We start from the raw sequence: 22648 nt of genomic DNA, 5'->3' as shown, positions 1-22648 counted from the left end.
TTCCTGTTTATGTATGTTTGTGCAGTACTTCTAACACGTTTCTCAGTTCGGATACAGGTATTTGCCCAGGTGCTGAAGCCTCTTCTCCTGCGCCGAATGTGCAATCTGATCCAAATACCTCACCGCTCAGCCTGCTGACTAATCCCGTTCCCGCCATTGACATTGTGATCATCGGTCGGTCCGCATATTTTGTCTTCATCGTATACGTCGCATCAAGCAAGGTTAAAAGATCTCCTGCATCCTTCGGCATTACGGCTATTTTCGGAATATGCGCTCCTAACTCCTGCATTTTACGAAGCCGAGAAATGATCTCGTCCTTTGCAGGTGTTTTCTGAAAGTCATGATTAGACATAATCACGTAGACACCATTTTCTCCTGCTAAAGATACTAACGCTTCAACGTTTGCCTCTCCTGAAAATAATTCAATATCGATAAAGTCTATATCTTTTGTGCGGATAGCCGTTTCCAGCAAAGCGATGTAGGAACTTACATCCATTTCTTTGCTCCCGCCTTCTTTAAGCGATCTGAATGTAAATAGAAACAGCTTGTCTCTCAAAGACTCTCGCAGCTTTGAGATCATCTTTATGACTGCTTCATTGTCGTCTGCTTTTTCAAATACATCGGCTCGCCACTCGACAATATCCGGATCCAGTAATTTCACAGCTTCTGCTTCTTTTAAAATTTGCTTTTCTGTTTTCCCCATCAGCGGAACGATGATTTTCGGCATCCCTTCACCGATGGAAACTCCTTTGATTGTTAACACGTTCACTCGTCTCAAATCCTTTCAATCTTTACCTTGTTTTATTATACACGGACAAGTTTTTTTTGAAAATTTCTATTATATGAAAAGCAACGAAAAAAGAGCCTGAAAAAAGGCTCTTTTAATGTAAGGAAATCGGATTTGGAGCAGCAGGAACCGGAATAGCTTCTGATACATCGTATCTGCCGATTTTTTTTGTTCCCGTTTCCGCAAAGGTCACTTCTGTAAAGCCAAACTCCTTTGCTGTTAAAAGAAGTCCCTCCAGCATTAAGATGCCGGCAATAGAATCCTCAACCCCCGAGTGTTTTGAGAAATGGATATATAAGTGATTCTGTTTCTCCGTTACAGATTTGACGGCACCCGCTTGAATAAGAGGTGCAGTATTTGTTTGATTGCTCGATTCCATTTCCTTAATAGCTTCTTTTACAGTATTAAATGTTCTTTCTGTTGGAACGAGAAAGTCTTGTCCTTGTTCATTTTGGTACAAGGAGTAGGCTCTGTTCGACTGTTTAGGAATAGGAATTTCAGTAAAAGTACCATTTGAGCCAATACTGGCGCCGTCCTTTTTCTGCTCCGATGAAAAAATTTTGATTTTTTCATAAGGACTCCATTTTAATGATTCTTTCAGCAATTTTTTTAGTATTGCGTCGTCTTTTACAGAAAAAGCCTCAATGGGCTGATCGACTTGTATATTTAATTCCTTATGATTTTGGTTTTCCTTTACCTCCACTTCATCCATGAAGGAGGGAATCGTGATGGCGTGATCAAGGATATCCAATTGATCACTTTCAAACAGCACCTCCTGTATGGTTTGGTTTGATTTCGTTTTTTTAATGCTGACGGGTATAATTGTGGATGTTTCGGCATCGGCAATTGCTACAGTCGTATAGTTGTTCTGCTCCTTTTCAGGAACAACTAACGATGACTGATCCAGGGATAATGCAGCTTTTTTGCTGTCTGCTATCTCAGTTTTCGTTATAGCGTTTTCTTGGGACGCTTCTTTTTGTTGAGGCTGTGCCTGATCAAAGAAATGAGGAGAAATAATGAAGGCGATATAAACCGCAACCGCAGTGGCACATGCGGGGCCAATCCACCTAACAGCGGACTTTTTTTTGCTTTTTGCCATCGAAAGCCGCTTGTATATGTCTTGCGGAGAACGATGGTCTTTAACTGCCGGCAGTTGACTTAACAACTCCTTTATCTGTTCTTCGTTCCAATCTGACTTCATCATCCATTAGCTCCTCCCTCAAAAGCTCCATATGTTTCCGAAGTACTTTGAGCCCTCTGTGTTGGGTCGTTTTCACTTTGCTTTCCGAGAAGCGCAGAGCATTGGCTGTTTCCTGTATTGAATATCCCTGAATAAACCGTAAGATAATCACAGCTCTTTGATCGATCGTACATTGATCGAGCGCAGCATAAATTTCCCGGACATTTTCATGTTGAACCGCGAGTTCGTCCGGAAGCAATTGCTGATCTCTGACATCCTGTGTGTCCCAATCAAATGTCCCGAGTACACGCTGTCTGATCGTCTGCTGCTTACGGAACCAGTCTATCGCCACATGGCGTGCAATCGACAAAAGCCATGTTTTTTCACTGCTTCTTCCTTCAAACGTATGATATGAATTTAATACACGAATATAAACCTCCTGAAGAAGGTCTTCAGCCTGGCTTTTATCCTTTACCATATAAAATAAAAATTGATATAAATCTTGATGGTAAGTTTTATATAACGCTTGAAAGGTTTCTTCCATAGGAAACCCCTCCGTTCCTTTAGTCGTAATAATAGCTTAAAAGTTACATTACAACTATATTACGAGAAACTGGAATTTGGAAGGGAATTTATATTAACATATCCTTAAATTTTATTAAGAAAAACCTTTTAAAAAACACCCGCTTGGATCAGCGGGTGTTTCTTATGGAACAAGATTCTTCGGCAAATTCAGACTCGACTTGATCATTTTGTCGGAATATAAAACGTAAACGTCGTTCCTTTGTCCATCCGGCTGTGCACCGTAATGGTACCGTTGTGAGCTTCCACAATATTTTTAACAATAGCCAGTCCCAGTCCGGTTCCTGCTCTGCCTCTTGTCCGTGCTTTATCTGCTTTATAGAATCGCTCAAAAATAAACGGCAGATCCTCTTCCGGTATCCCGGAGCCGGAATCTTTGACGTCTATTTTTATTCCATCCTTAACCGTATGAACGGAGATGGAGACATTGCCGCCTGATTGAGTATGACGCAGCGCGTTATCAATTAAATTGGTAAACACCTGCTCCATCTTATCTTCATCAAACATAAATTCCTCTTCAGTGAGAGAAATGTCCTGATGCAAAGAAATATTTTTTTCTTTGGCAACGCCGGAAAATTTGCGCATGATCTTTTCTATAAATTCATTAAGATTGATTTGTTCATAATGCAATCCAGTATGGCCTGATTCCATTCGCGCTAAATCAAGCAAATCGTTGACAAGGCGGCCCATTCGCAGCGACTCGTCATATATAATTTGAGCAATCTCTTTTCGGTCTTCTTCGGAGCTCGCAATGTCATCGACAATGGCTTCACTGTACCCTTGAAGCATGGAGATCGGCGTTCTTAATTCATGGCTGACATTTGCGATAAAGTCTTCGCGCAATTTATCAAGGCGGCGTTCTTCAGTCATATCTCGAAGAACGGCAACCGCGCCTCTGACATGCGATTCCGCATACAGCGGCGACATCAGCAGCACCCACGATCTGCCCTGCAGCGTCATTTCAATCATTTGTTCTTTTTCTGTGCTGACAGCATTTTGGAACAGTTCTTTTGCTTCTGGCGGAAGATTGTCGCCTTCTTTAATATTCATATTCTGCTCATAATACCAAGCCTGCAGAAAACGTTCGGCCGGCGGGTTTGTCACGAGAATCGTGCCGTCGATATTGATGGTAATCACTCCGTCAGCCATACTGCTTAATATGTTTGAAAGCTGTTCTTTTTCTTGGTTGAGCGCATTGATATGAAAGTTAAGCTGCCGTCCCATTTGATTAAAGGCGGTTGCCAGCTCACCGATTTCATCCTGGGTTAAAATCGGGATTTTCGTGTCAAACTTGCCCTTTGCCAAATCCTGTGCGCCCTCTCTCATTTTTCGAAGCGGATACGTGACCCTGCTTGATAAAAAGAAAGCAAAAAATGTGGTCAGCACAATCGCAATGCCTGCGGCAAGGAATATATAACGGGTCGTGTGTTTTGTTGTGTCTTTGACAGCAAGCAGAGACTGAGATAAAAAGACCATGCCTTTTTTTCCGTCTTTTTCATACGGAACACCCACAATCAGGCGTTCATTATCCGTGTCTCTGCCGCTCAGGCCCGTACGTTTACTGACTTTTTTATGGTTGTCCAGAGCCTGATGTAAATCCTTGTCCCGCTGTATTTGCTCAAGCGTGATAGATGAGAGCCGATTTTTATCATTCGGCGAATACCAGTATTTTTTCTCATCCTGTATGATCGCAATGCTTGTTAAGTTATCAGCGAGCTCCCAGGTGATCGACCTTGCCAGCGCCTGATCCTCGTGTTTTTCTAAGATGACTGCGACTTTATTTGCAAGCTGGGTTAAATCATTTTCGGCTTCTTCCACATGATAATTTTCGATAAACTCGAGTAAAAGCACCGTTAAAATAAATAATACGATCAGGACAAGAGAAAGGATCGTAGCCCACAGCTTGCCTACTACGCTTTTCCAAAATTTCATTCAGCGCCTACCTCGAATTTATAACCGACGCCCCATACGGTGACGATTTTTTTTGCAGCTCCCGGTGATACTTTATTGAGCTTTTCCCGGAGACGTTTGACGTGTGTGTCTACTGTACGCAGATCGCCAAAAAATTCATACTGCCACACTTCCTTGAGAAGCTTTTCCCGATCATACACTTTGTCAGGTGTTTTCGCTAAGAAGTAAAGGAGCTCATACTCTTTCGGTGTTAAGCTCACTTCAGTTCCGTCAGCAGTTACCCGATGGGCATCATGATCGATTGACAGATGAGAAAACACCAATACGTTTTTCGTCGGCGTATTCGCATTGAAATAAGAGTTTTGAGATGCCCTTCTCAGAAGCGCTTTTACCCGCAGCACAACTTCTCTCGGACTAAACGGTTTGACAATGTAATCATCTGTTCCCGATTCAAACCCCTGCACCCGGTTTGCTTCTTCTCCTTTTGCGGTCAGCATGATAATTGGTGTAGCTTTTTTTTCGCGAATTTGTCGGCAGACCTCAATTCCGTCTGTGCCAGGCATCATTAGGTCAAGCAAAATTAAGTCATAATTGGTTTCGAGGCCTTTGGCAATGGCTTCATCACCATTTTCCGCTTCTTCAATCACATAATTTTCACGTTCAAGATACATTTTTAAAAGGCGGCGAATTCTGGCTTCGTCATCAACTACTAATATTTTGGTTTCATTGGTTTGGTCCATCGTTTTCCCCCTGCTTTCCTTCTGTTACTTTCATTTTATCAAATCGTGAGAAAGTTTGAGAACTGTATCGCTTTGTTCTGGACTATGCATAAGAATGAAGTCCGGCAAGCACAAGATTTACGAATATTAAATTGAACATAATGATAGCAAAACCGATTACGGCCAGCCATGCTGATTTCTCACCGTGCCATCCTCTTGACAGCCTTAAATGCAAATATGCGGCGTAAAACAAAAACGTGATCAGCGCCCATACTTCCTTCGGGTCCCAGCCCCAAAATCTCGTCCAAGCGAGCTGAGCCCAAATCATTGCAAAGATCAGCGCGCCGAGTGTAAAAATCGGAAAACCGATGGAAACGGCTCTGTAGCCAACCTCATCTACCAGATCAAGATTCACGTTTTTCACCAGAGGATGTAAACAGGCACTGATTCTTTTTCTGACGATCAGGCGAAGCGCTCCGTACAATAGGAGTCCAGCTCCAAACGACCAAATCACTGTGTTTACCTTTCTGCCTGAGAAAAGGGCCGGAAGCTCTGCAATGGGCTGCATTTTCCCCTCGGTGATAAGCTCACCCTCATGCGGACCTACAAGTGCGGGCATTTCATAGACCATCACGCTTTTTTCCTTATTCTTATCCACCCAGTTAAACTCAGCTTCATAGCCGGCAAAACGAAACACAGATGTTATCACAATAAAGGCAACTGCCGTCACCATAATAAACATGATAGCTTCAAGCCAAAAGGTTTTTTTACTTGGTTTGGTCTGGTCAACATGCTTCAAAAGAAAAATGACACCTGCGACAAAACTGATGGCGAGTATAGCTTGCCCCAGCGCGGCCGTGGTTACGTGGATATACAGCCAATTGCTCTGCAATGACGGAATTAAAGGCGAAATGTCCGTCGGAAACATGCTGGCGTATGCAATCAGCAATAAAGCGATCGATAATGTAAACAGACCTAATGAAGGCAATTGATAGATAAAATAAAGGATAATAAACGCAAGCACAAGCATCATGCCAAAGGCTGTTGTAAATTCAAACATATTGCTGACAGGCGCATGGCCGCTGGCAGCCCACCTTGTAATAAAATAGCCCAGGTGGCAGAGAAAACCGATAATCGAAAGGGTAATCCCGATCGTCGCCCACCGGTTTGCCCTGTCTTTTTTAATTTTCCTTCCTCGTATGGCCCCGCCGAAAATCGGGACCGCGATTAAATACACGAGAAAGGCCGCATAAAGAAAATTTCCGCTCAGCTCCGCCATGACACCACTCCCTTTTCGCCTATTTCTGTGTTTTCATTAATTCTTTTTGGTCTGCTGGTTCAGTCAGCCCCGTATCGGCTAAAACAAATTCTAAATCCCGCTTCAGTCCGTACCAGTTTTTATTGGTATGGCCGGCAACCATGACTGCACCTTCCTGTGTATGCAGCCAGATTCTGCGGTGCTGCCAGTACATTCCTTGAATGACGCCAATCATAAAAATGGCTCCGCCGATGGCAAGCACCCAAAGCGTCAGATCTTTTCTGACTGTCAGGCCGGTTATGTTTTTCGTTTCGACATGGTCAAATTTTAACTTGTATTTATTGCTGCCCGACCCTTCAATTGTTTCTTGAATGGCAACAAAGCTTTTTTCGCCTTTTGGCTTATCTGGCGTTATGATATTAAAAACAAACGCCGGATTGTTAGGGATTTTTGTTTTTGTGCTCGGCTCTCCGTCCTGATTAAAATAGAAGTCAGGAAGGTAGCTGGCGACCTCGACTTTGTAACCGTTGCCAAGATCATAAACCGAATCTGGGTCCAATAGGTTAATCTTTAAGCTCCCAAAGGATTTTTTTGATTTTTTGTCAATCAGCTGAAACACCATCTGATCGAGCTGATTCTCTTTATAATCCACCTGATAAACAGAAAACGAATCAAAGCGCAGCGGCTGGTTGACACGAATATCTTCTTCTTTTATTTTTTTCAGCTTCGGCTTCTCTCCATAGACAATTTTGCCTTCCCGTTTATAGAGTACCGCATCTGTTTGAAAGTTTTTCGCGACCTTTCCGCTTCCGACTCTGTCAATGGCATCAGCGAACACCTTTTTTTCTGTCTCGCTGTTATAAGTCTCTACGCTGAATTGATTGTTTTTCAAATAATATCTTCCGTCTGTGCCTGGAATTGCCGCAGTTTCGCCTTCTCTGACCCAGAGCGTTTCATCGACGTACATGCCCGGCACAAATCTCAGCATTGCGCCAATCAGGAAAATGATTAATCCTATGTGATTGACATACGGACCCCAACGGGAAAAACGCCCTTTTTCCGCCAGAATGCTGCCCTCTTGTTCTCGTATTCTATAACGCTTTTTCTTTAAGAGAGTCACAATCTTTTCTTTTTCTTCAAGGTTGAGCTCGGTCTCCGTTTCACTGAACAGCCGCTGTCTTTTTAAGAAAACAGGGCTTCTCCTGACCCCCTGATTTTTCAATGCTCTGTACAATGGAATCACACGGTCAAGGCTGCAGATGACAAGAGAAATGCCGATTGAGGCAATCAGCAGCAAATACCACCAAGATCCATATAAATGATGGAACCCGAGTAAATAATAAAGCTGGCCGAACGTGCCGTATTGTTCTTTATAATATGTATCAGCCTGAGCGCCGGGGGGCAAATAGGCTTCTTGAGGAAAAATCGTCCCGAATGCTGATGCTGCAAGGGTTATGACGATAAGCCATATTCCGACCTTAACCGAAGAAAAGAAGTTCCATATTTTATCAATGAACGTTTTGTTATAGGTTTGTGAACGTCTCGCACTTCCATCGTATCTCATATCAGCAAGCGGGGTCTGCGTTTCCTGAAGCGCCCTGCCGCACGATTCACATAAAACAGTTCCGACCGGGTTGATATGTCCGCATTCACATTTTACCTGCTTCATCCCGAAGTCGCTCCGGGTTTTATCAGATTCATATAGTCATGGATCATGCTTTCTGTCATAGTGCCGGTCACCACCTTGACAACTTTTCCTTCCGGATTGATTAAAAAGGTTGTCGGAAGCGGAGATACGCCATAGGCATCAAGCACCTGACGATCTGTATCCAGAACAACCGGAAAATTTACTCCGTAGGATTTCATAAAATTATGTACTGCTATCTTTGACTCCCCAACATTTACCGCGACAATTTCAACGCCTTGGTCTTTAAAATATTTGTATTGGTTCGCCATATAAGGAAATTCTTTTTTGCACGGCTCACACCAGGTGCCCCAGAAATTCAAAAAAACACCTTTTCCTTTTAAGTCACTTAGCTCAATACGTTCCCCATTCGTATCTTCAAGGACAAAATTCGGTGCCTCGGACCCTTCGGATATGCTCTCTTTGTCGGCAAATACAGCATTGTATATTGTATAGGCCAGCGCGCAGATTAAAACGAGAAGGATGCCGGTCCGAATGAATAAACGTCTTTTTTTCTTCATTGTCCACTGCCCCCTTCCCCTATTGCAGATCCATTCAATTATATCATTTCACAATCATTTCACATTTCTAACTTTTTGAAGGTTATGTGAAACTTAGAAAGCGTTTTTACCGTGTTCCGCTAGCGCTCTGAGTCTTTTGACTTCGTGCGGCGTAAGCTCTCTTGCGTCTCCCGTATTTAAGCCTCTCAGGTTTAAAAATGCGTATTCTTCCCGCTTCAGCTTAATGACTTCATGTCCGATTGCTTCAAACATGCGGCGCACTTGCCTGTTCCGTCCTTCATGGATGGTCAGCTGTATAATGCTTGTTTGTTTTTTCTTATCCAATGAAAGCAGCTTCGCTTTGGCAGGTGCTGTTTTGCCTTCCTCCAGCATAATGCCGCGCTCCAGCTTTCTGATCAGCTCTTTAGACGGTATGCCTTTTACCTTTGCTACATATGTTTTGTTTATTTCATATTTAGGGTGCATCAGTTTGTTGGCAAACTCGCCGTCATTGGTTAAAAGCAAAAGACCGCTAGTATCGTAATCCAGACGTCCGACCGGATAAATGCGCTGCGGCACTTCTCTTAAAAAGTCCGTCACGACCTTGCGCCCTTTGTCATCTTCCGCTGCGGAAATCACGCCCCTTGGTTTATATAGAAGAAAATAAACAGGCTCTTCACGTTCCACCTTCAAGCCGTTTACTTCAATCTGATCAGAACCGGTGACTTTAACACCAAGCTCTGTTATTACTTTGCCGTTCACCTTTACTTTTCCTTCTTTAATCAGCTCTTCTGCCTTTCTGCGCGATGCAACTCCGGCGTGAGCAATTACTTTTTGCAGTCTTTCCATGTCTTTCACCTCAAGTATTATCTTACTTTTTTCAACCTGAACAAACAAGCTTTTTCAGATTTCGCATGCTTTATCTAAAAAAAACGCCATTTTCAGGCGCTCCCAAATAATAACGTAACGATGATGATAGATGCAACTACACCGATTAAATCAGCAAGAAGTCCCACCTTTAACGCATCACCCATTTTCTTAATGCCGACCGCTCCGAAATACACCGTCAGCACATAAAGTGTTGTATCCGTTGATCCCTGCATCACCGAAGCCAGCCTGCCAATAAAGGAGTCCGGACCATACACTGCAATTAAATCGGTGGTCATACCCAGAGCAGCCGTACCGGAGATCGGACGAATCAGCGCAAGCGGAACCACCTCAGCCGGTATGCCGAAGGCGGAAAAGACAGGCTTTAAAAAATCCATAAAAAAATCAAGCGCCCCTGATGATCTGAAAACAGTAATCGCAACTAGCATCCCGACTAAGTAGGGGATAATCGAAAATGCGATCTCAATTCCTTCTTTTCCGCCTTCAACAAAGGATTCATATGTCGGCACCTTTTTGATTGTTCCATAAAGAAGAATGCCGGCAATAATAATAGGGATCATGGCTAAAGACAGCCAGTTGATAATTTCCATCGGCTTACCTCCCCTTCTTTTTACGGCGGTAATAAAAATACCGGTCAATAATAATGGCGCCGATTCCAGAAATAAGTGTCGCCAAAATGCTCGGTCCGACGATATCTGTCGGTGTTTTGGAGGAATAGGCCATTCGCACGGCGATAACCGTTGTCGGGATGAGAGTAATGCACGAAGTATTAACAGCTAAAAAAGTGATCATGGAACGGCTCGCTTCCGAACGGTTTCCATTCAGCTTTTTCATTTGCTCCATTGCTTTAATGCCAAGAGGTGTGGCCGCGTTTCCGAGGCCGAAGAAGTTCGCCATGAGATTTGATAAAATGTAGCCCATTGCTGGATGATCCGGCGGTATGTCAGGAAACAGCTTAGAAATAAAAGGCCTGCACAGACGGCTGAAGATATCCAGCAGTCCTGACTGTTCAGCTATTTTCATTAAACCAAGCCAAAAAACAAGCACGCTCATAAGTCCAAATGAGATTGTGACAGCTTCTTTGGCTCCTTTAAACACCGCCTCATTTACGTCCTGCAGCGTTCCATTGCACATCGCAAATACTAGCCCGATCACAGTTAAGCTGACCCAGATTATATTGACCATTTTGCCCCGCCAGCCGCATTCAGAAAAATGGATTGAAACGTTTCAAAAAACTTTTTTTTCGGTTTTTGATTTCGTTCGTTTTCGTAATAGATCGGCACTTTTGCGATGGTTTCATCGTTGAACATGACTTTCATATGTCCTACAATATCCGGAATTTTTGAGACATCCTTTTCCCAGGCTTTTTTCGGTTTGAGCAGGGTAGTGTTGATTTTGACATCTTCTTTTTCTTCTTCGGTAAGCAAATAGGTGATGTCCCGTTTGATGAAAGCTTTAGACTCATAAAATGTACCTTTGAGCTTCGGAATATCTCCTTTTTTTGCGATTAAATATGTTTGATAATGATCAAATACATAGTTAAACATATTCATATGATCATCCCAATCGTCGGGGTCATTAATGGTAACGGCTATCAGATTAACGCCGTCCTTTGAAGCGGTTGAAACGAGTGTGCGTTTTGCAAGCTTGGTATAGCCTGTTTTCCCCCCTGTGCTGTATGGATACAGCATCGTCAGCAATTTATTTTTGTTTTTCCATACGCTTTCCATTGTTTCTGCTTTGTATATTTTTGTGCCTGAGATGGTTTGATAGTCTTTGAGCTTCATGGCGTATTTCGTTAAAACAGCCATGTCATAAGCTGTTGAGTAGTGATTTTCATGGTCATCCAATCCGTGCGGGTTTTGAAAACGGGTATTTTCCATACCGATTTGTTCTGCTTTTTGGTTCATCATATAGACAAATCCATCGAGGCTTCCCCCGACATACTCAGCAATCGCAACAGCAGCATCGTTCCCGGATCTCAGCATCAGGCCATACACAAGATCCTTTAATTTTACTTTTTGCCCTTCGGTTAAATAAATGGCCGAACCCTCTGTTCTGACCGCATTTGCAGAAACGGTCACGGTTTCTTCCATTTTTCCGGATTCAATGGCGAGAACAGCGGTCATGATCTTTGTAATACTGGCAATCCGCCTTTTTTCATGCTCGTCCTTGGCAAATAACACTCTTCCTGATGTGCCGTCAATGACAATGGCGCTCTTCGCACTGACATTTATAGCTGCATGTGCTGTGTTCACATTTACATTGGCAAATAGAAAAGAAATGATGACGATTAATACAGCTTTTTTAAAAATGCGCATGTTTGTTCACGTCCTTGTGGTGGTTTGTACAAGTTTATGCGCATGTCCATCAGTTATGAATAACAATTGTGTCATGGCCTGCAAACATAAAAAAACTCTCCCATAAAGGGAGAGTAAGTCTTATCTGATTGATGCCATGCTAGATCCGGACGCTTCGTAATGAGCCAGTTCTTCCCTCATCTTCAGAAACGCTGCGCTCAGCGGCAATAATAATTGCTCCAGAGACTGCGGAACAGCATGGTAGAACTCAATTGCGCTGACTCCGGTATATGACGCCCGGCTGTTTTCACACCAGGTGTCTTTCTTTGGCATAAAGAACTCTTCAATGCATTGATGATACACATTGTAAAGTGTTTTTTCCGCTCTGGTTTCCTGAAATGGCTCTTGCATAAGGAGACGGCGGCATGCTTCAGCGCCTCCTTCACAAAATACTGTCATTCTTCTCAGCGTGCTCAGCACATCGCAGCAGTATGTCTCTTCAACAGGCAATTCAGCCTGCATAGACGCCAGTGTGGTTTGATTTAAATAATCATTAACGGTATTGACAACCATTGATAAGAATTCGCCTGTTTTTTGAGTCTGCACTCGCACAATCGAATGTCCCATTTCGTTTGGTATCTTCCCCTCATGTCTTTGTCTCTCACATTTTGCTTCTTTCATGATAGCTACTTCTTCCTTATATCTTATGTTGATGAAAAAGCGCGATTCATTAAATCTCTATTTTATATCTTCAAAGGTTTGGTTAAAGTTCTCAAAGAATAAATCCGCTTCTTCTTGAAGAACGTCATCTTCCGCATTTTCAGGCAGCGGCGGAAGCTCGTCCAGTGTTTTTAAGCCGAATTGCTCAAGAAAAGTCGGCGTCGTGCCGTATAAAATGGCCCGTCCCGGACCGTCAGCTCGTCCGACTTCACACAGCAGCGCCTTGGCGACAAGGCTGTGTAAAATTCTTTCTGATTTCACGCCTCTGATATCTTCAATTTCCGCTCTCGTAATCGGCTGTTTATATGAAACAATCGCCAGCACCTCCAAAGATGCCTGGGAAAGGCCTTTCGACGGTACTTCGATCAGTTTTTTCAAGTACGGCGCAAAGTCCTTTTTGGTGGAAAGCATGTACGTATCTGCATATTCAATAAGTTCAATGCCTCTTGTATCATGACGGTAATCGTCTGCGACATCCGCCATAATGGTGTTCAGTTCAGGCTCTTCTATTTCAAGCACTGTTAACAGCTGTTTTTTGGTCAGTCCTTCATCGCCTGCCGCATATAGAAGGGCTTCCACTATAGCTTTCCAATTCACGATATCAAGCCCCATGAATGGATTCACTCCCCATAATGTAAATATCTGAAAAATTTTGCTCCTGCTCAATCAAAATCAGCTGATTTTTCATCAGTTCTAGAACAGCCAGGAAGGTGACAACCAAATGTTCTTTTTGCTCATATGAAAAAAGGTCCATAAAGTTGATTCTTTTCCCTTTTGATTTCAGGCTGTGCACGATTTCATTCATTCTGTCTTCGATTGGTATTTCCTGTCTTGTAATTGTTGTTTCCATCGGCCTTGTTATTTTTTTTCGCTTCAGCACTTTTTGAAAAGCGCCAATCATATCGTAGACTGTGACTGACAGCTTTTGCTCCGACTGTTTCACTTCTTTTGCATATTCGCTCAAGTCACTCGGCGGTTTCGTGAATGATTTTTGTCTTTCTTCTTCCCGTTCCTTTAATTCTTTCGCCGCGTCTTTATATTTTCTATACTCAATCAGCTTTTCAATCAGTTCCTCCCGCGGGTCTTCTTCCTCAAGCAATTCATCCTCAAACAGCTCTTCCTCTTGCTTCGGGAGCAGCATTCTGCTTTTAATACTGAGCAGTGTGGCAGCCATCACCAAATACTCGCTGGCGATATCAAGCTCAAGCACACGCATCGTATGTACATACAATAAATATTGTTCAGTAATCTTCGCCACAGGTATATCATATATGTCAATTTCAAGACGATTGATTAAATGAAGCAGCAGGTCCAATGGGCCTTCAAACGTATCAATTTTCACTTGATATTCTTCCATCATCTCACCATTTTCAAGTATCACTCTCATTGCCGGATAAACTGGCTACCCTTTAGTATAAGCCACCAAAAAGCTCTCGTCCAATACTATTTCATTTCCTGCATTTCGAGAGATTAGTGCTGAATATTCAAATAACAAGATATCCGCCTACACAAAAAAGGGCAGGTGTACATAGGATGCTCGCGTAGACCACAACAAAGGAGGCTGAATGTTCATGGGAGAAAAGTGCTTCAGCGGCGGTTTCGCTTTAATTGTTGTTTTGTTTATTCTGCTGATTATCGTAGGTGCCGCTTGGATTTGCTAGAACTAAAAAAGAGCGAATCCAATGCGCTGTTTTTTCCTTTTATCTGTCCTGTGTTACACTAAAGGCGGATTAAAAGGAGGAAGCATCTTGTACCCGAAAGCTTATATCGATTATCTCGTTGAATTTCACGCAACACGGGATTATTTTGAATGCCATGAAATACTAGAAGAATATTGGAAGGAAGATCCTCCGAACAAACGAAAAATACTTTGGGTCGGCTTTATCCAGCTTGCTGTTGCTTTGTATCATCACAGAAGACAGAATACAGCCGGGGCCAAAAGATTGCTGGCAAACAGCATACGGATTCTTCAAGCGGAAAAACAAGCGGTGGAAGATTTGGGGCTTGATCATACCCGTTTACTGGAGCTTATGCAGTCGGTTTACGAACAAATTGAACTGGGATCTTCCTATAAAAGCATCATGCTGCCAATGAAAGATGAGAGGCTGAAGGAAGCATGCCGCATTGAATGCAAACGAAAAGCTTACACGTGGGGACAGCCCAGCACACTCACTGATAGATTTCTAATTCATAAACATCGTTTGCGGGATCGGACTGATGTCATCCGCGAACGCGAGAAAGAAATTGAACGAAGAAAAAAAAGCAGAGGCTGATAACAGCCTCTGCTTAATTATTGTATGAAATGTCTTGATCCTGCTGACCTTGACAGCGTTCGAAAAAGCTCTGCGTTAATTCATTCGGAACCAGTACCTGCGTTTTGAATAAATGCTTTAAAGCATCCATCATCTGTTTTCCGATTCCTTGATGGCGATGAGAAGGATTCACACTGATATGCCGGATTTCAACCTCGGAATCCTTTTTTTCAACTCCGATTGCTCCGACGATATCCTCGTCCTCTTTCCAAAGAAAGAGCTGGCGGTCTGTATCCGTTTCGTAGTCCTTAATTGTCTGCTGAAGCTGCTTAAGATCTTTTTCATTTGGCATAAATGAAAGAAGTCCCATCGCAATCTTTTCAAACGATTTTTTATAACGAATTAACATAAAAACCCCTCTATATCCTAAATGTCCAGTTCTATCAAACGGATAAGTATAGGTGATCCGTTTTCTCACATTATATCATTTTCGCCATATTTTTAAACTGTTTTCAGCAAATTATTCAAATGAACGGTTTAAATTTGCCATTTCTATGGCAGAAACAGCACAATCTACGCCCTTATTGCCTGCTTTTGTTCCAGCCCGTTCAATGGCCTGCTCAATGTTTTCCGTAGTGACAATTCCAAAGATCACAGGTACGCCTGTTGTGTTCGCTGCTTGCGCGATGCCTTTTGCAGCTTCGTTGCAGACGTAATCGTAATGAGTCGTCGCGCCTCTGATGACAGTGCCGAGTGTAATAACGGCGTCATATTTTTTTGTTTCCGCCATTTTTTTAGCAGCGAAAGGAATTTCAAATGCGCCCGGAACCCAAGCCACATCAATATCGTTTGTATCCACACCGTGTCTGAGCAAAGCATCTTCTGCCCCGCTCAGCAGCTTGCTTGTAATAAAATCATTAAATCTTCCTACTACGATTCCGATTTTAAGACCTGTACCAACTAAATTTCCTTGTATGATATTCATATGATTCCCATCCTTTTTTGTGATTTTTGTGATTAGAAATGAAGTAAATGACCTAGTTTGTTCATCTTTGTTTGCAAATATTTTTTGTTGTGCTCTTTGGCCTCCATTTGAAGCGGCACTCTTTCTGTAATGCTGAGACCATAGCCCTCAAGACCGGCGATTTTGCGCGGATTATTCGTCAAAAGCTTCATATTCCGCACACCGAGGTCGCGTAACATTTGCGCACCGATGCCATAGTTGCGAAGATCAGGCAAGAATCCCAGCTCCTCGTTGGCTTCTACGGTGTCATAGCCTTGTTCCTGAAGCTTATAAGCTTTTAACTTATTGATTAAACCGATTCCTCGGCCTTCTTGGCGGAGATACAAAAGCACTCCCCGGCCTTCTGCGGCAATTTGCGTCAGCGCGGCGTGAAGCTGCGGGCCGCAGTCACAGCGATGAGACCCAAACACATCACCTGTGAGACACTCTGAATGAACCCGAACCAATACTGGTTCTTCATTAAACGGCACATCTCCCATCACAAATGCGACATGCTCTTTTCCATCGATCTCATTTGTGTATCCGTACACCTTAAATGTGCCAAAATCAGTAGGCAAGGTAATATCGACTTCCCGCTCTACAAGTGTTGTCAAGTTGTAGCGGTACTCAATTAAATCTTTAATGGTGATCAGTTTTAATTGATGCTTTTTCGCAATTTCAATGAGCTCCGGTACCCTTGCCATCGTTCCGTCTTCATTCATAATTTCACAAATGACGCCAGCTCCCTGAGAACCGCAGGCTTCAGCAAGATCAACTGCCGCTTCTGTATGGCCCGCTCTTTTCAGGACACCTCCCTTTTTCGCAATCAGCGGAAAAATGTGCCCTGGACGCTGAAAATCTGCCGGCACTGAATCGCTGTCCAGCAAAGCTTTGACAGTAAATGATCTTTCCTGTGCGCTGATTCCCGTTTTTGTCTTACGGTGGTCAATGCTTACTGTAAAAGCAGTGTGGTGGGAATCTGTATTGTGCTCAACCATAGGATGAAGATCGAGCCTGTCAGCGATTTCCTCACTGAGAGGCGTGCAAATCAGCCCTCTTCCGTGCGTCGCCATAAAGTTAATCACTTCAGGAGTCGTATGCTCCGCAAGAGCCACAAAGTCTCCTTCGTTTTCTCTGTCTTCATCATCCACAACAATGATGACTTTGCCTTTTTTTAAAGCGTCTAATGCCTCTTCTATCGGATGAAACATGCAAATCTTCCTCTCTAAAAGCCGTTTTCGCTTAAGAAGGCTTTTGTTATGGTGTGTTGGTTCTTATTTTCATTGGCTTTATGCAAAAATCGATACATATATTTTCCGATCATATCGCATTCGATATTCACTTTAGAGCCGATTGTTTTTTCTGAAAAAATCGTTTCGCTGATGGTGTGAGGGATTAAAGAAATCGTCACGGTATCATCTGTCAGCCCGAAGATGGTTAAACTCACGCCGTCCACGGTAATAGATCCCTTTAAAACCAACGTTTTTGTTAATGACGAATCCATTTTCAAATCATAGTAAACTGCGTTGCTTTTTTCTTCAATACGCGTGATTTCTGCGGTTCCGTCGACATGGCCTGAAACGAAATGGCCTCCAAAACGCCCGTTTGCCGCCATGGCTCTTTCCAGGTTCACTTTGCTGCCTTTTGATAAATCGTTCAGCGACGTTGCTTTGACTGTTTCAGGCATGACATCAACTGTAAAGTGACTTTTCGTGAAATCAGTAACAGTCAGACAAATGCCATTCACTGCAATGCTGTCGCCCAAATGAACATCCTCTAATATTTTTGAGCATTTAATTGTTAAGGCCATAGAGGGGCCTGCTTTTTTCATGGATTCGATTGTGCCTGTTTCTTCTATAATTCCTGTAAACATGGTCACCATCCTACTCGTTTTTCGGTTTTGCCGTCAGTCTGATATCACGGCCAATTTGGGTTATATCTGTGAATTGTAATAAGGGGACATCTTTCATTGATTGAAAACCTTCACCGGAGATTAAGCTGGGAGCAAGCGTTCCTCCGATTAATTTAGGGGCAAAATAGTAGATGATCTCTTGAAAACAGCCTGCTTTGACGAAGCTTCCGTGAACAGCTGATCCGCCTTCCACATACACCGACATAATGCCTTCTTCCGCAAGGATTTTCAGTACATCAGAAATTGGTATACGATCTGTTTCCAGAGTAAATATTTTCACGCCAAAAGCGGAAAACCGTTTTTTCTTTTCCTCATCAGCACGTGTTGTTGTGAAAATCCAAGTCGGCGCTGCCTGATCGCAAATCACATTCGCGTCATCGGGAATCGAAAGTTCGGTATCAAGTATCACTCTGACCGGCTGTTTTGACACATTCGGCAGCCTGCAGGTTAAGCTTGGATTGTCAGCTTTCACAGTGCCTGCTCCGACCAAAATGCTTTGATGTGATTTCCTGTATTGCTGAGCATCCTGTCTTGCAGCTTCTGATGTGATCCATTTGCTGTCACCTGTACTGGTCGCTGTTTTTCCGTCTAGGCTTGCGGCAGCTTTTATTGTGACGTAAGGGAGGCCTGTCCTCATGAAATGCAGAAATTTTTCATTCAGCTGTTCCGCCTGATCTGCCAGAATGCCTTCCTTTACTTCGATGCCGGCTTCTTCTATCATGCTGATTCCCCGTCCGGCCACAAGCGGGTTAGGATCTCTCATTGCGACAAATACTCTCTTTATCCCGGACTTGATAATCAGTTCGGCACAAGGCGGTGTTTTTCCGTAATGGCTGCATGGTTCAAGGGTGACATAAATATCAGCGCCTTTCGCATGTGCGCCTGCCATATGAATAGCATGGACTTCCGCGTGAGCTTCACCGTATTTTAAATGGGCGCCCATCCCGACAATCTGTCCGTCCTTCACCACAACAGCGCCTACGAGCGGATTCGATTCGGTCTGTCCTTCACCCTGCTTCGCAAGATCCAACGCCAGTTTCATATAATACTCTTCCATCTGTTTTCCCCTCCCTTCTTTATTCATTTACCGTCAAAAAAGCCCCGAATTTAAGAAAAATTCGGGGCTTTAGGTATTTTACGCAATAGGAAATAACACTATGCATGTTGATACATTTTGCATAGCGGTTCTTCATCCTTCTCCCATCCAGACTTTCACTGTCGGCTTCAGCTTAAACTGAATCCACCGCGTACATATGCACACGGGTCACGGGCTCTAAAGCGCATATCGCTTTACTACCGCCGGTCGGGATTTCCACCCTGCCCCGAAGGATACAATCTTTATTCATTTGTCCTTAATGGCTATTATAGCGATCCTTTCTTAAGTACGCAATGAAATAAACTTACAATTTGAGAAATCAAAAAAACACCCATCGTTCCGAAAGGTGTTTTTTAGTTAATCATTTACTTTTGCAACCTTGATTAAACCGTCGATCCGCTTTGATTTGCTGAAGTACGCCTTGATCTTATCGCCTTCTTTTATATCAGACAAATCTTGATTTAATTTTTTTCCGTTGAAGATGATCTTCGTGCCGTTTTCTGCTTCTCCATGATATTCTGTGCCGTCAATTTCTGTCACTTGATATTCCTCGATTGTATACTCTTCTTCTTCAGAGGACAAGGTTTGTCCAATCGCTGTCGGAACGTCCTTCAATTCAACATCATTTATGTACATATACCCCCCTGCAAGCAAAACCAGTAGCACTAACAGAATGGTAATCTTGGTTTTTATTCTTCCCATTTAAAAAAACCTCCAGCCAATATGAATCTATTCATTCATATGAGTTATTCCTTTTTTTCATGAATAAAAAACCGCAAATTCTCGTAAATTATTAATATAACGATGCATAACGAGAATATGTTTCGCATTTCTGCAAAAATTTCTTTTCTATAGATATACGAATTTATGTTCTGGTTTTAGGGGATGCATGAGAAAAAGAATAAAAAAGCAGCTCCTTTTCAGGAAACTGCTTATACTTAGTTGGTTTTACGAATGTCGTTAAATGGGAAGAAAACAAACTTTGACGTACCCGCAATTTGTTTTTTCGTAAAGAGTCCAAGCCCGTTTCGGCTGTCCATTGAGTTTCGGCGGTTATCACCCATAACAAAATATTTGTTATCAGGCACTTTGATCGGGCCGAAATCATCAGTTAGATGGTCATATCCATCTTCTTTTGCTTGCTTTTTATTTGCCTTCAAATAAGGCTCAGCCACTTTTTTTCCATTGATATAAAGCTGGTCGTTTTTCATTTCGACTGTGTCTCCGGGCAAACCGATCAGCCGCTTGACATAGTGGACATCATCCCCGTTTAGCACGATGATATCCCCTCTCTTAAACTCGCCTATGTACTTAACTGTCATATTGACAAATACCCTTTCATGATCAAGAAGGGTAGGCTCCATGGACTCACCGTCAACGACATACGGCGCAAAAATAAAATTGCGGATGAGTAATGCCAGAACAACTGCGATAATAATCGCTTTGGCCCATTCAAATATTGATTTTTTCTTAGAAACGGTTTCCGATTTCAACTGAGTTCCTCCAATAAACAACGGTCTTCAATTTATGTTATCACGAATCGATAAGAAATCCCATTAGGACCATTGAAGCGAATTTTCACATCTATTTATTCTTCTGCCAGAATCAATTTGTTCCCATTTCCTAATGAAATCGGGAGAAGAATCAATCAGCCTCCAAAGAACAAATCCAGTATATTGCCGGCAGTTGAAGTTTCTTTATTATAAAACTCCGAATATCCGCATTTCTTACAGTAGACAACGAGAAAACGGTTATGCTGCACATCAAACAACTTTGACAATCCGGTTCCGGTTGTGGCAATTTCTTTTTGGCCAGCTTCAGTGCTTCCGCATTTTATACAGCCCTTGTTGTTCATCAAACGCAGCCCCTTTTCAAAAAAATGACATTGATATGATTTCATTTTACTACAAATGCCGTTTGGGATGAAACATGTCAACTTTAAAATTTGTTTAATTTTTCCCTGATGAGTGTATCTGACTGTAAGGAATGTTCCACCCATACAAACGCGGGCTAGCTTTACAACCTCATTTTGTTTTTTTACTGGTTCGTTTAAGCTATTTCATACGGTCTCTAATATGTATAAAGAGGACTATAGGATTCATACCAAATCTCTCTATGCCTCCTCGTTCTATCTTGAAAACGTCTGTTTGTTAACTGCCACAGCCAGATCAGGCTGTGAGCGAAAAGAAAAAGCTCCCTCATATCGGGGAGCTTTCTGCCTGCCTATTAGCCTTCTACGCGAACTTCTTTCATCACATCACCGTTAGACATGTTTTTCGCCAATTCTAAGCCGCTTGTTACTTTGCCGAATACAGTGTGAACACCGTTTAAATGAGGCTGCGGCTCATGGACGATGAAAAATTGGCTGCCGCCAGTATCTTTTCCTGCGTGGGCCATAGAGAGTGCGCCTGCTTCATGTGTGTGCGGGTTTCCTTCTGTTTCACATTTGATTGTGTATCCGGGACCGCCTGTGCCAGTACCGTGGGGGCATCCGCCTTGGCTGACGAAGCCTGGAATGACTCGGTGGAATGTAAGTCCGTCGTAAAATCCTTCGTTTGCAAGCTTTTCAAAGTTTGCAACTGTACCCGGTGCTGCTTCCGGATAAAGTTCAAATTCAATTTTGTTGCCGTCTTCTAATAAAAAGTAACCTGTTTTCAATTGTATGCCCACTTTCTTTATTTTAATTTTCAAAGGAGAAATTTATGTATCATCATTATGGCTTGTCTCTCCTTGTCGCGGCTATTATACCACACCTTTTTGGGGAAAACGACTCTCCCGGCTTTTCTCCAAAATAAAAATGAAACCTGAACCTCTCTATCTCCGTCTAACCTATCGGAACTGTATTTTCCATCATGATTCAGGTCCTCGCAAAGCAGCTTTAACTGCTGCTTGTGAAATGAAGGAGGTCAACTGCTTTGAAAAAAATATGGATTGGAATGCTGGCAGCGGCCGTTTTGCTGCTGACGATTCCGAAAGTCAGTCTCGCGGATGCCGCAGTCGGAGATGTCATCGTGACACTTGGTGCAAATTTGTCAGAATCAGATAAGCAAAAAGTGCTTGATGAAATGAATGTCCCTGATAATGCCACAACCGTGACCGTTACCAATAAGGAAGAACACGAATATTTAGGAAAATATATACCAAGCGCGCAAATTGGCTCAAGAGCGATTTCATCATCGTCTATTACCATTGCCAAAAAAGGCTCCGGATTAAATGTTGAGACACATAATATCAGCGGCATTACGGATGAAATGTACCTCAATGCCTTGATGACAGCCGGCGTTAAGGACGCGAAGGTTTATGTTACCGCTCCGTTTGAAGTGTCCGGTACTGCGGCTTTGACAGGCTTGATTAAAGCATATGAAGTTTCTTCTGACGAAGCGATTTCTGAAGACGTTAAGCAAGTCGCCAACCAAGAGCTTGTGACGACCTCAGAGCTTGGTGACAAAATCGGTGACGAAAATGCGGCTGCGCTGATTGCAAAAATAAAAGAAGAGTTTGCTAAAAACGGTGTGCCTGACAATAAAGCCGATATTGAGAAAAAAGTGGATGATGCGGCTTCCGATTTAAACGTCACACTGACAGACAGCCAAAAGGATCAGCTTGTATCCTTGTTCAATAAGATGAAAAATGTTGATATCGACTGGGGACAGGTCGGTGACCAGCTTGATAAAGCGAAAGATAAGATTAGTAAATTTTTAGACTCAGATGAAGGCAAGAACTTTATCCAGAAAGTCATTGATTTCTTCGTTTCCATCTGGAACGCGATTGTTTCTATATTCAAATAAAAAAAGCGCCGAATTGGGACTGACCCCCGTTTTTGAGACAGGGATCAAAACACCTTTTATACAGCCAA

Annotated in this window: 27 protein-coding genes and 1 riboswitch; of the genes, 3 read left to right on the top strand and 24 right to left on the bottom strand. The window is 42.8% G+C overall.

Annotation, left to right across the window (positions count from 1 at the left end):
* Nucleotides 1-7: 7 nt before the first annotated feature.
* The 15 genes from aroD to scpA form a co-directional block, all read right to left on the bottom strand.
* Nucleotides 8-769, bottom strand: coding sequence for a type I 3-dehydroquinate dehydratase (gene aroD, locus LNN34_RS03690; RefSeq protein ID WP_101860352.1), 762 nt, complete (start codon nucleotides 767-769; stop codon nucleotides 8-10).
* A gap of 112 nt (nucleotides 770-881) precedes the next feature.
* Nucleotides 882-1991: a sigma-X negative effector gene (locus tag LNN34_RS03685; protein WP_229042752.1), complete on the bottom strand. Its 1110-nt coding sequence runs from the start codon at nucleotides 1989-1991 to the stop codon at nucleotides 882-884.
* Nucleotides 1927-2511: an RNA polymerase sigma factor SigX gene (sigX, locus tag LNN34_RS03680; RefSeq protein ID WP_024121898.1), complete on the bottom strand. Its 585-nt coding sequence runs from the start codon at nucleotides 2509-2511 to the stop codon at nucleotides 1927-1929. The genes LNN34_RS03685 and sigX overlap by 65 nt, the downstream gene beginning before the upstream one ends.
* A gap of 203 nt (nucleotides 2512-2714) precedes the next feature.
* Nucleotides 2715-4481: a sensor histidine kinase ResE gene (resE, locus tag LNN34_RS03675; RefSeq protein ID WP_024121899.1), complete on the bottom strand. Its 1767-nt coding sequence runs from the start codon at nucleotides 4479-4481 to the stop codon at nucleotides 2715-2717.
* Complete coding sequence (gene resD / locus LNN34_RS03670) at nucleotides 4478-5200, bottom strand: DNA-binding response regulator ResD (protein WP_010334777.1); 723 nt, start codon at nucleotides 5198-5200, stop codon at nucleotides 4478-4480. Before resD ends, resE begins: the two co-directional genes overlap by 4 nt.
* 82 nt (nucleotides 5201-5282) lie before the next feature.
* Nucleotides 5283-6458, bottom strand: coding sequence for a c-type cytochrome biogenesis protein CcsB (gene ccsB / locus LNN34_RS03665; protein ID WP_059293677.1), 1176 nt, complete (start codon nucleotides 6456-6458; stop codon nucleotides 5283-5285).
* Between the two features lie 19 nt (nucleotides 6459-6477).
* The gene (gene resB, locus LNN34_RS03660) at nucleotides 6478-8106 is read right to left on the bottom strand and encodes a cytochrome c biogenesis protein ResB (RefSeq protein WP_059336640.1); all 1629 of its coding nucleotides are present in this window, start codon (nucleotides 8104-8106) and stop codon (nucleotides 6478-6480) included.
* Nucleotides 8103-8642 (bottom strand): thiol-disulfide oxidoreductase ResA, encoded by a 540-nt coding sequence (gene resA / locus LNN34_RS03655; RefSeq protein WP_044154915.1) that lies wholly within the window; start codon nucleotides 8640-8642, stop codon nucleotides 8103-8105. The genes resB and resA overlap by 4 nt, the downstream gene beginning before the upstream one ends.
* Before the next feature lie 93 nt (nucleotides 8643-8735).
* On the bottom strand, nucleotides 8736-9470 hold the full coding sequence (gene rluB / locus LNN34_RS03650) for a 23S rRNA pseudouridine(2605) synthase RluB (protein WP_044154911.1): 735 nt from the start codon (nucleotides 9468-9470) through the stop codon (nucleotides 8736-8738).
* Nucleotides 9471-9562: 92 nt separating this feature from the next.
* Nucleotides 9563-10099 (bottom strand): spore maturation protein SpmB, encoded by a 537-nt coding sequence (spmB, locus tag LNN34_RS03645; RefSeq protein WP_044154903.1) that lies wholly within the window; start codon nucleotides 10097-10099, stop codon nucleotides 9563-9565.
* Nucleotides 10100-10103: 4 nt separating this feature from the next.
* On the bottom strand, nucleotides 10104-10694 hold the full coding sequence (gene spmA / locus LNN34_RS03640; RefSeq protein ID WP_044154898.1) for a spore maturation protein SpmA: 591 nt from the start codon (nucleotides 10692-10694) through the stop codon (nucleotides 10104-10106).
* On the bottom strand, nucleotides 10682-11830 hold the full coding sequence (locus tag LNN34_RS03635; protein WP_059293674.1) for a D-alanyl-D-alanine carboxypeptidase family protein: 1149 nt from the start codon (nucleotides 11828-11830) through the stop codon (nucleotides 10682-10684). Before LNN34_RS03635 ends, spmA begins: the two co-directional genes overlap by 13 nt.
* Before the next feature lie 120 nt (nucleotides 11831-11950).
* Nucleotides 11951-12490, bottom strand: a complete 540-nt coding sequence (locus tag LNN34_RS03630) for a YpuI family protein (RefSeq protein WP_059336642.1) — start codon at nucleotides 12488-12490, stop codon at nucleotides 11951-11953.
* Between the two features lie 57 nt (nucleotides 12491-12547).
* Entirely contained in the window at nucleotides 12548-13141 is a 594-nt protein-coding gene (gene scpB, locus LNN34_RS03625) for an SMC-Scp complex subunit ScpB (protein ID WP_044154877.1), read from the bottom strand.
* The gene (gene scpA, locus LNN34_RS03620) at nucleotides 13131-13886 is read right to left on the bottom strand and encodes a segregation/condensation protein A (protein ID WP_024121908.1); all 756 of its coding nucleotides are present in this window, start codon (nucleotides 13884-13886) and stop codon (nucleotides 13131-13133) included. The genes scpB and scpA overlap by 11 nt, the downstream gene beginning before the upstream one ends.
* A 214-nt stretch (nucleotides 13887-14100) precedes the next feature.
* Here scpA and LNN34_RS03615 point away from each other — a divergent pair, with 214 nt between their 5' ends.
* Together LNN34_RS03615 and LNN34_RS03610 are read left to right on the top strand one after the other, a co-directional pair.
* Nucleotides 14101-14190 carry a YjcZ family sporulation protein gene (locus LNN34_RS03615; protein WP_024121909.1) on the top strand — a complete coding sequence of 30 codons (90 nt, stop codon included), beginning with the start codon at nucleotides 14101-14103 and terminating at the stop codon, nucleotides 14188-14190.
* A gap of 87 nt (nucleotides 14191-14277) precedes the next feature.
* Nucleotides 14278-14802, top strand: coding sequence for a DUF309 domain-containing protein (locus LNN34_RS03610; protein ID WP_044154865.1), 525 nt, complete (start codon nucleotides 14278-14280; stop codon nucleotides 14800-14802).
* Between the two features lie 13 nt (nucleotides 14803-14815).
* Here LNN34_RS03610 and ribT read toward each other — a convergent pair whose 3' ends face one another.
* From ribT to LNN34_RS03565, 9 genes are all read right to left on the bottom strand, one after another.
* Complete coding sequence (gene ribT, locus LNN34_RS03605) at nucleotides 14816-15190, bottom strand: GNAT family N-acetyltransferase RibT (RefSeq protein WP_003223910.1); 375 nt, start codon at nucleotides 15188-15190, stop codon at nucleotides 14816-14818.
* Nucleotides 15191-15301: 111 nt separating this feature from the next.
* The gene (gene ribH, locus LNN34_RS03600) at nucleotides 15302-15766 is read right to left on the bottom strand and encodes a 6,7-dimethyl-8-ribityllumazine synthase (protein WP_024121911.1); all 465 of its coding nucleotides are present in this window, start codon (nucleotides 15764-15766) and stop codon (nucleotides 15302-15304) included.
* Between the two features lie 32 nt (nucleotides 15767-15798).
* Nucleotides 15799-16995 (bottom strand): bifunctional 3,4-dihydroxy-2-butanone-4-phosphate synthase/GTP cyclohydrolase II, encoded by a 1197-nt coding sequence (locus tag LNN34_RS03595; RefSeq protein WP_229042746.1) that lies wholly within the window; start codon nucleotides 16993-16995, stop codon nucleotides 15799-15801.
* A gap of 14 nt (nucleotides 16996-17009) precedes the next feature.
* Nucleotides 17010-17657 carry a riboflavin synthase subunit alpha gene (gene ribE / locus LNN34_RS03590; protein ID WP_044154843.1) on the bottom strand — a complete coding sequence of 216 codons (648 nt, stop codon included), beginning with the start codon at nucleotides 17655-17657 and terminating at the stop codon, nucleotides 17010-17012.
* Nucleotides 17658-17667: 10 nt separating this feature from the next.
* Nucleotides 17668-18753, bottom strand: a complete 1086-nt coding sequence (ribD, locus tag LNN34_RS03585; protein ID WP_059336644.1) for a bifunctional diaminohydroxyphosphoribosylaminopyrimidine deaminase/5-amino-6-(5-phosphoribosylamino)uracil reductase RibD — start codon at nucleotides 18751-18753, stop codon at nucleotides 17668-17670.
* A gap of 131 nt (nucleotides 18754-18884) precedes the next feature.
* A riboswitch (FMN riboswitch) is annotated at nucleotides 18885-19030 on the bottom strand.
* 119 nt (nucleotides 19031-19149) lie between these two features.
* Nucleotides 19150-19494: a hypothetical protein gene (locus LNN34_RS03580; RefSeq protein ID WP_059336645.1), complete on the bottom strand. Its 345-nt coding sequence runs from the start codon at nucleotides 19492-19494 to the stop codon at nucleotides 19150-19152.
* 236 nt (nucleotides 19495-19730) lie between these two features.
* Nucleotides 19731-20285: a signal peptidase I sipS gene (gene sipS / locus LNN34_RS03575; protein WP_059336646.1), complete on the bottom strand. Its 555-nt coding sequence runs from the start codon at nucleotides 20283-20285 to the stop codon at nucleotides 19731-19733.
* A gap of 155 nt (nucleotides 20286-20440) precedes the next feature.
* Nucleotides 20441-20647, bottom strand: a complete 207-nt coding sequence (locus LNN34_RS03570) for a zinc ribbon domain-containing protein (protein WP_010334793.1) — start codon at nucleotides 20645-20647, stop codon at nucleotides 20441-20443.
* Nucleotides 20648-21018: 371 nt separating this feature from the next.
* Nucleotides 21019-21450 carry a peptidylprolyl isomerase gene (locus LNN34_RS03565; protein WP_044156728.1) on the bottom strand — a complete coding sequence of 144 codons (432 nt, stop codon included), beginning with the start codon at nucleotides 21448-21450 and terminating at the stop codon, nucleotides 21019-21021.
* 257 nt (nucleotides 21451-21707) lie between these two features.
* On the opposite strand from LNN34_RS03565, the gene LNN34_RS03560 reads away from it, so the two are divergent.
* The gene (locus LNN34_RS03560) at nucleotides 21708-22580 is read left to right on the top strand and encodes a DUF1002 domain-containing protein (RefSeq protein ID WP_059336647.1); all 873 of its coding nucleotides are present in this window, start codon (nucleotides 21708-21710) and stop codon (nucleotides 22578-22580) included.
* Nucleotides 22581-22648 lie beyond the last annotated feature (68 nt).

Source organism: Bacillus sp. AF23 (genome assembly GCF_020861455.1).
In the GTDB taxonomy this organism is placed as follows: Bacteria; Bacillota; Bacilli; order Bacillales; family Bacillaceae; genus Bacillus; species Bacillus halotolerans.
This window is presented reverse-complemented; position numbering and strand designations above follow the sequence as displayed.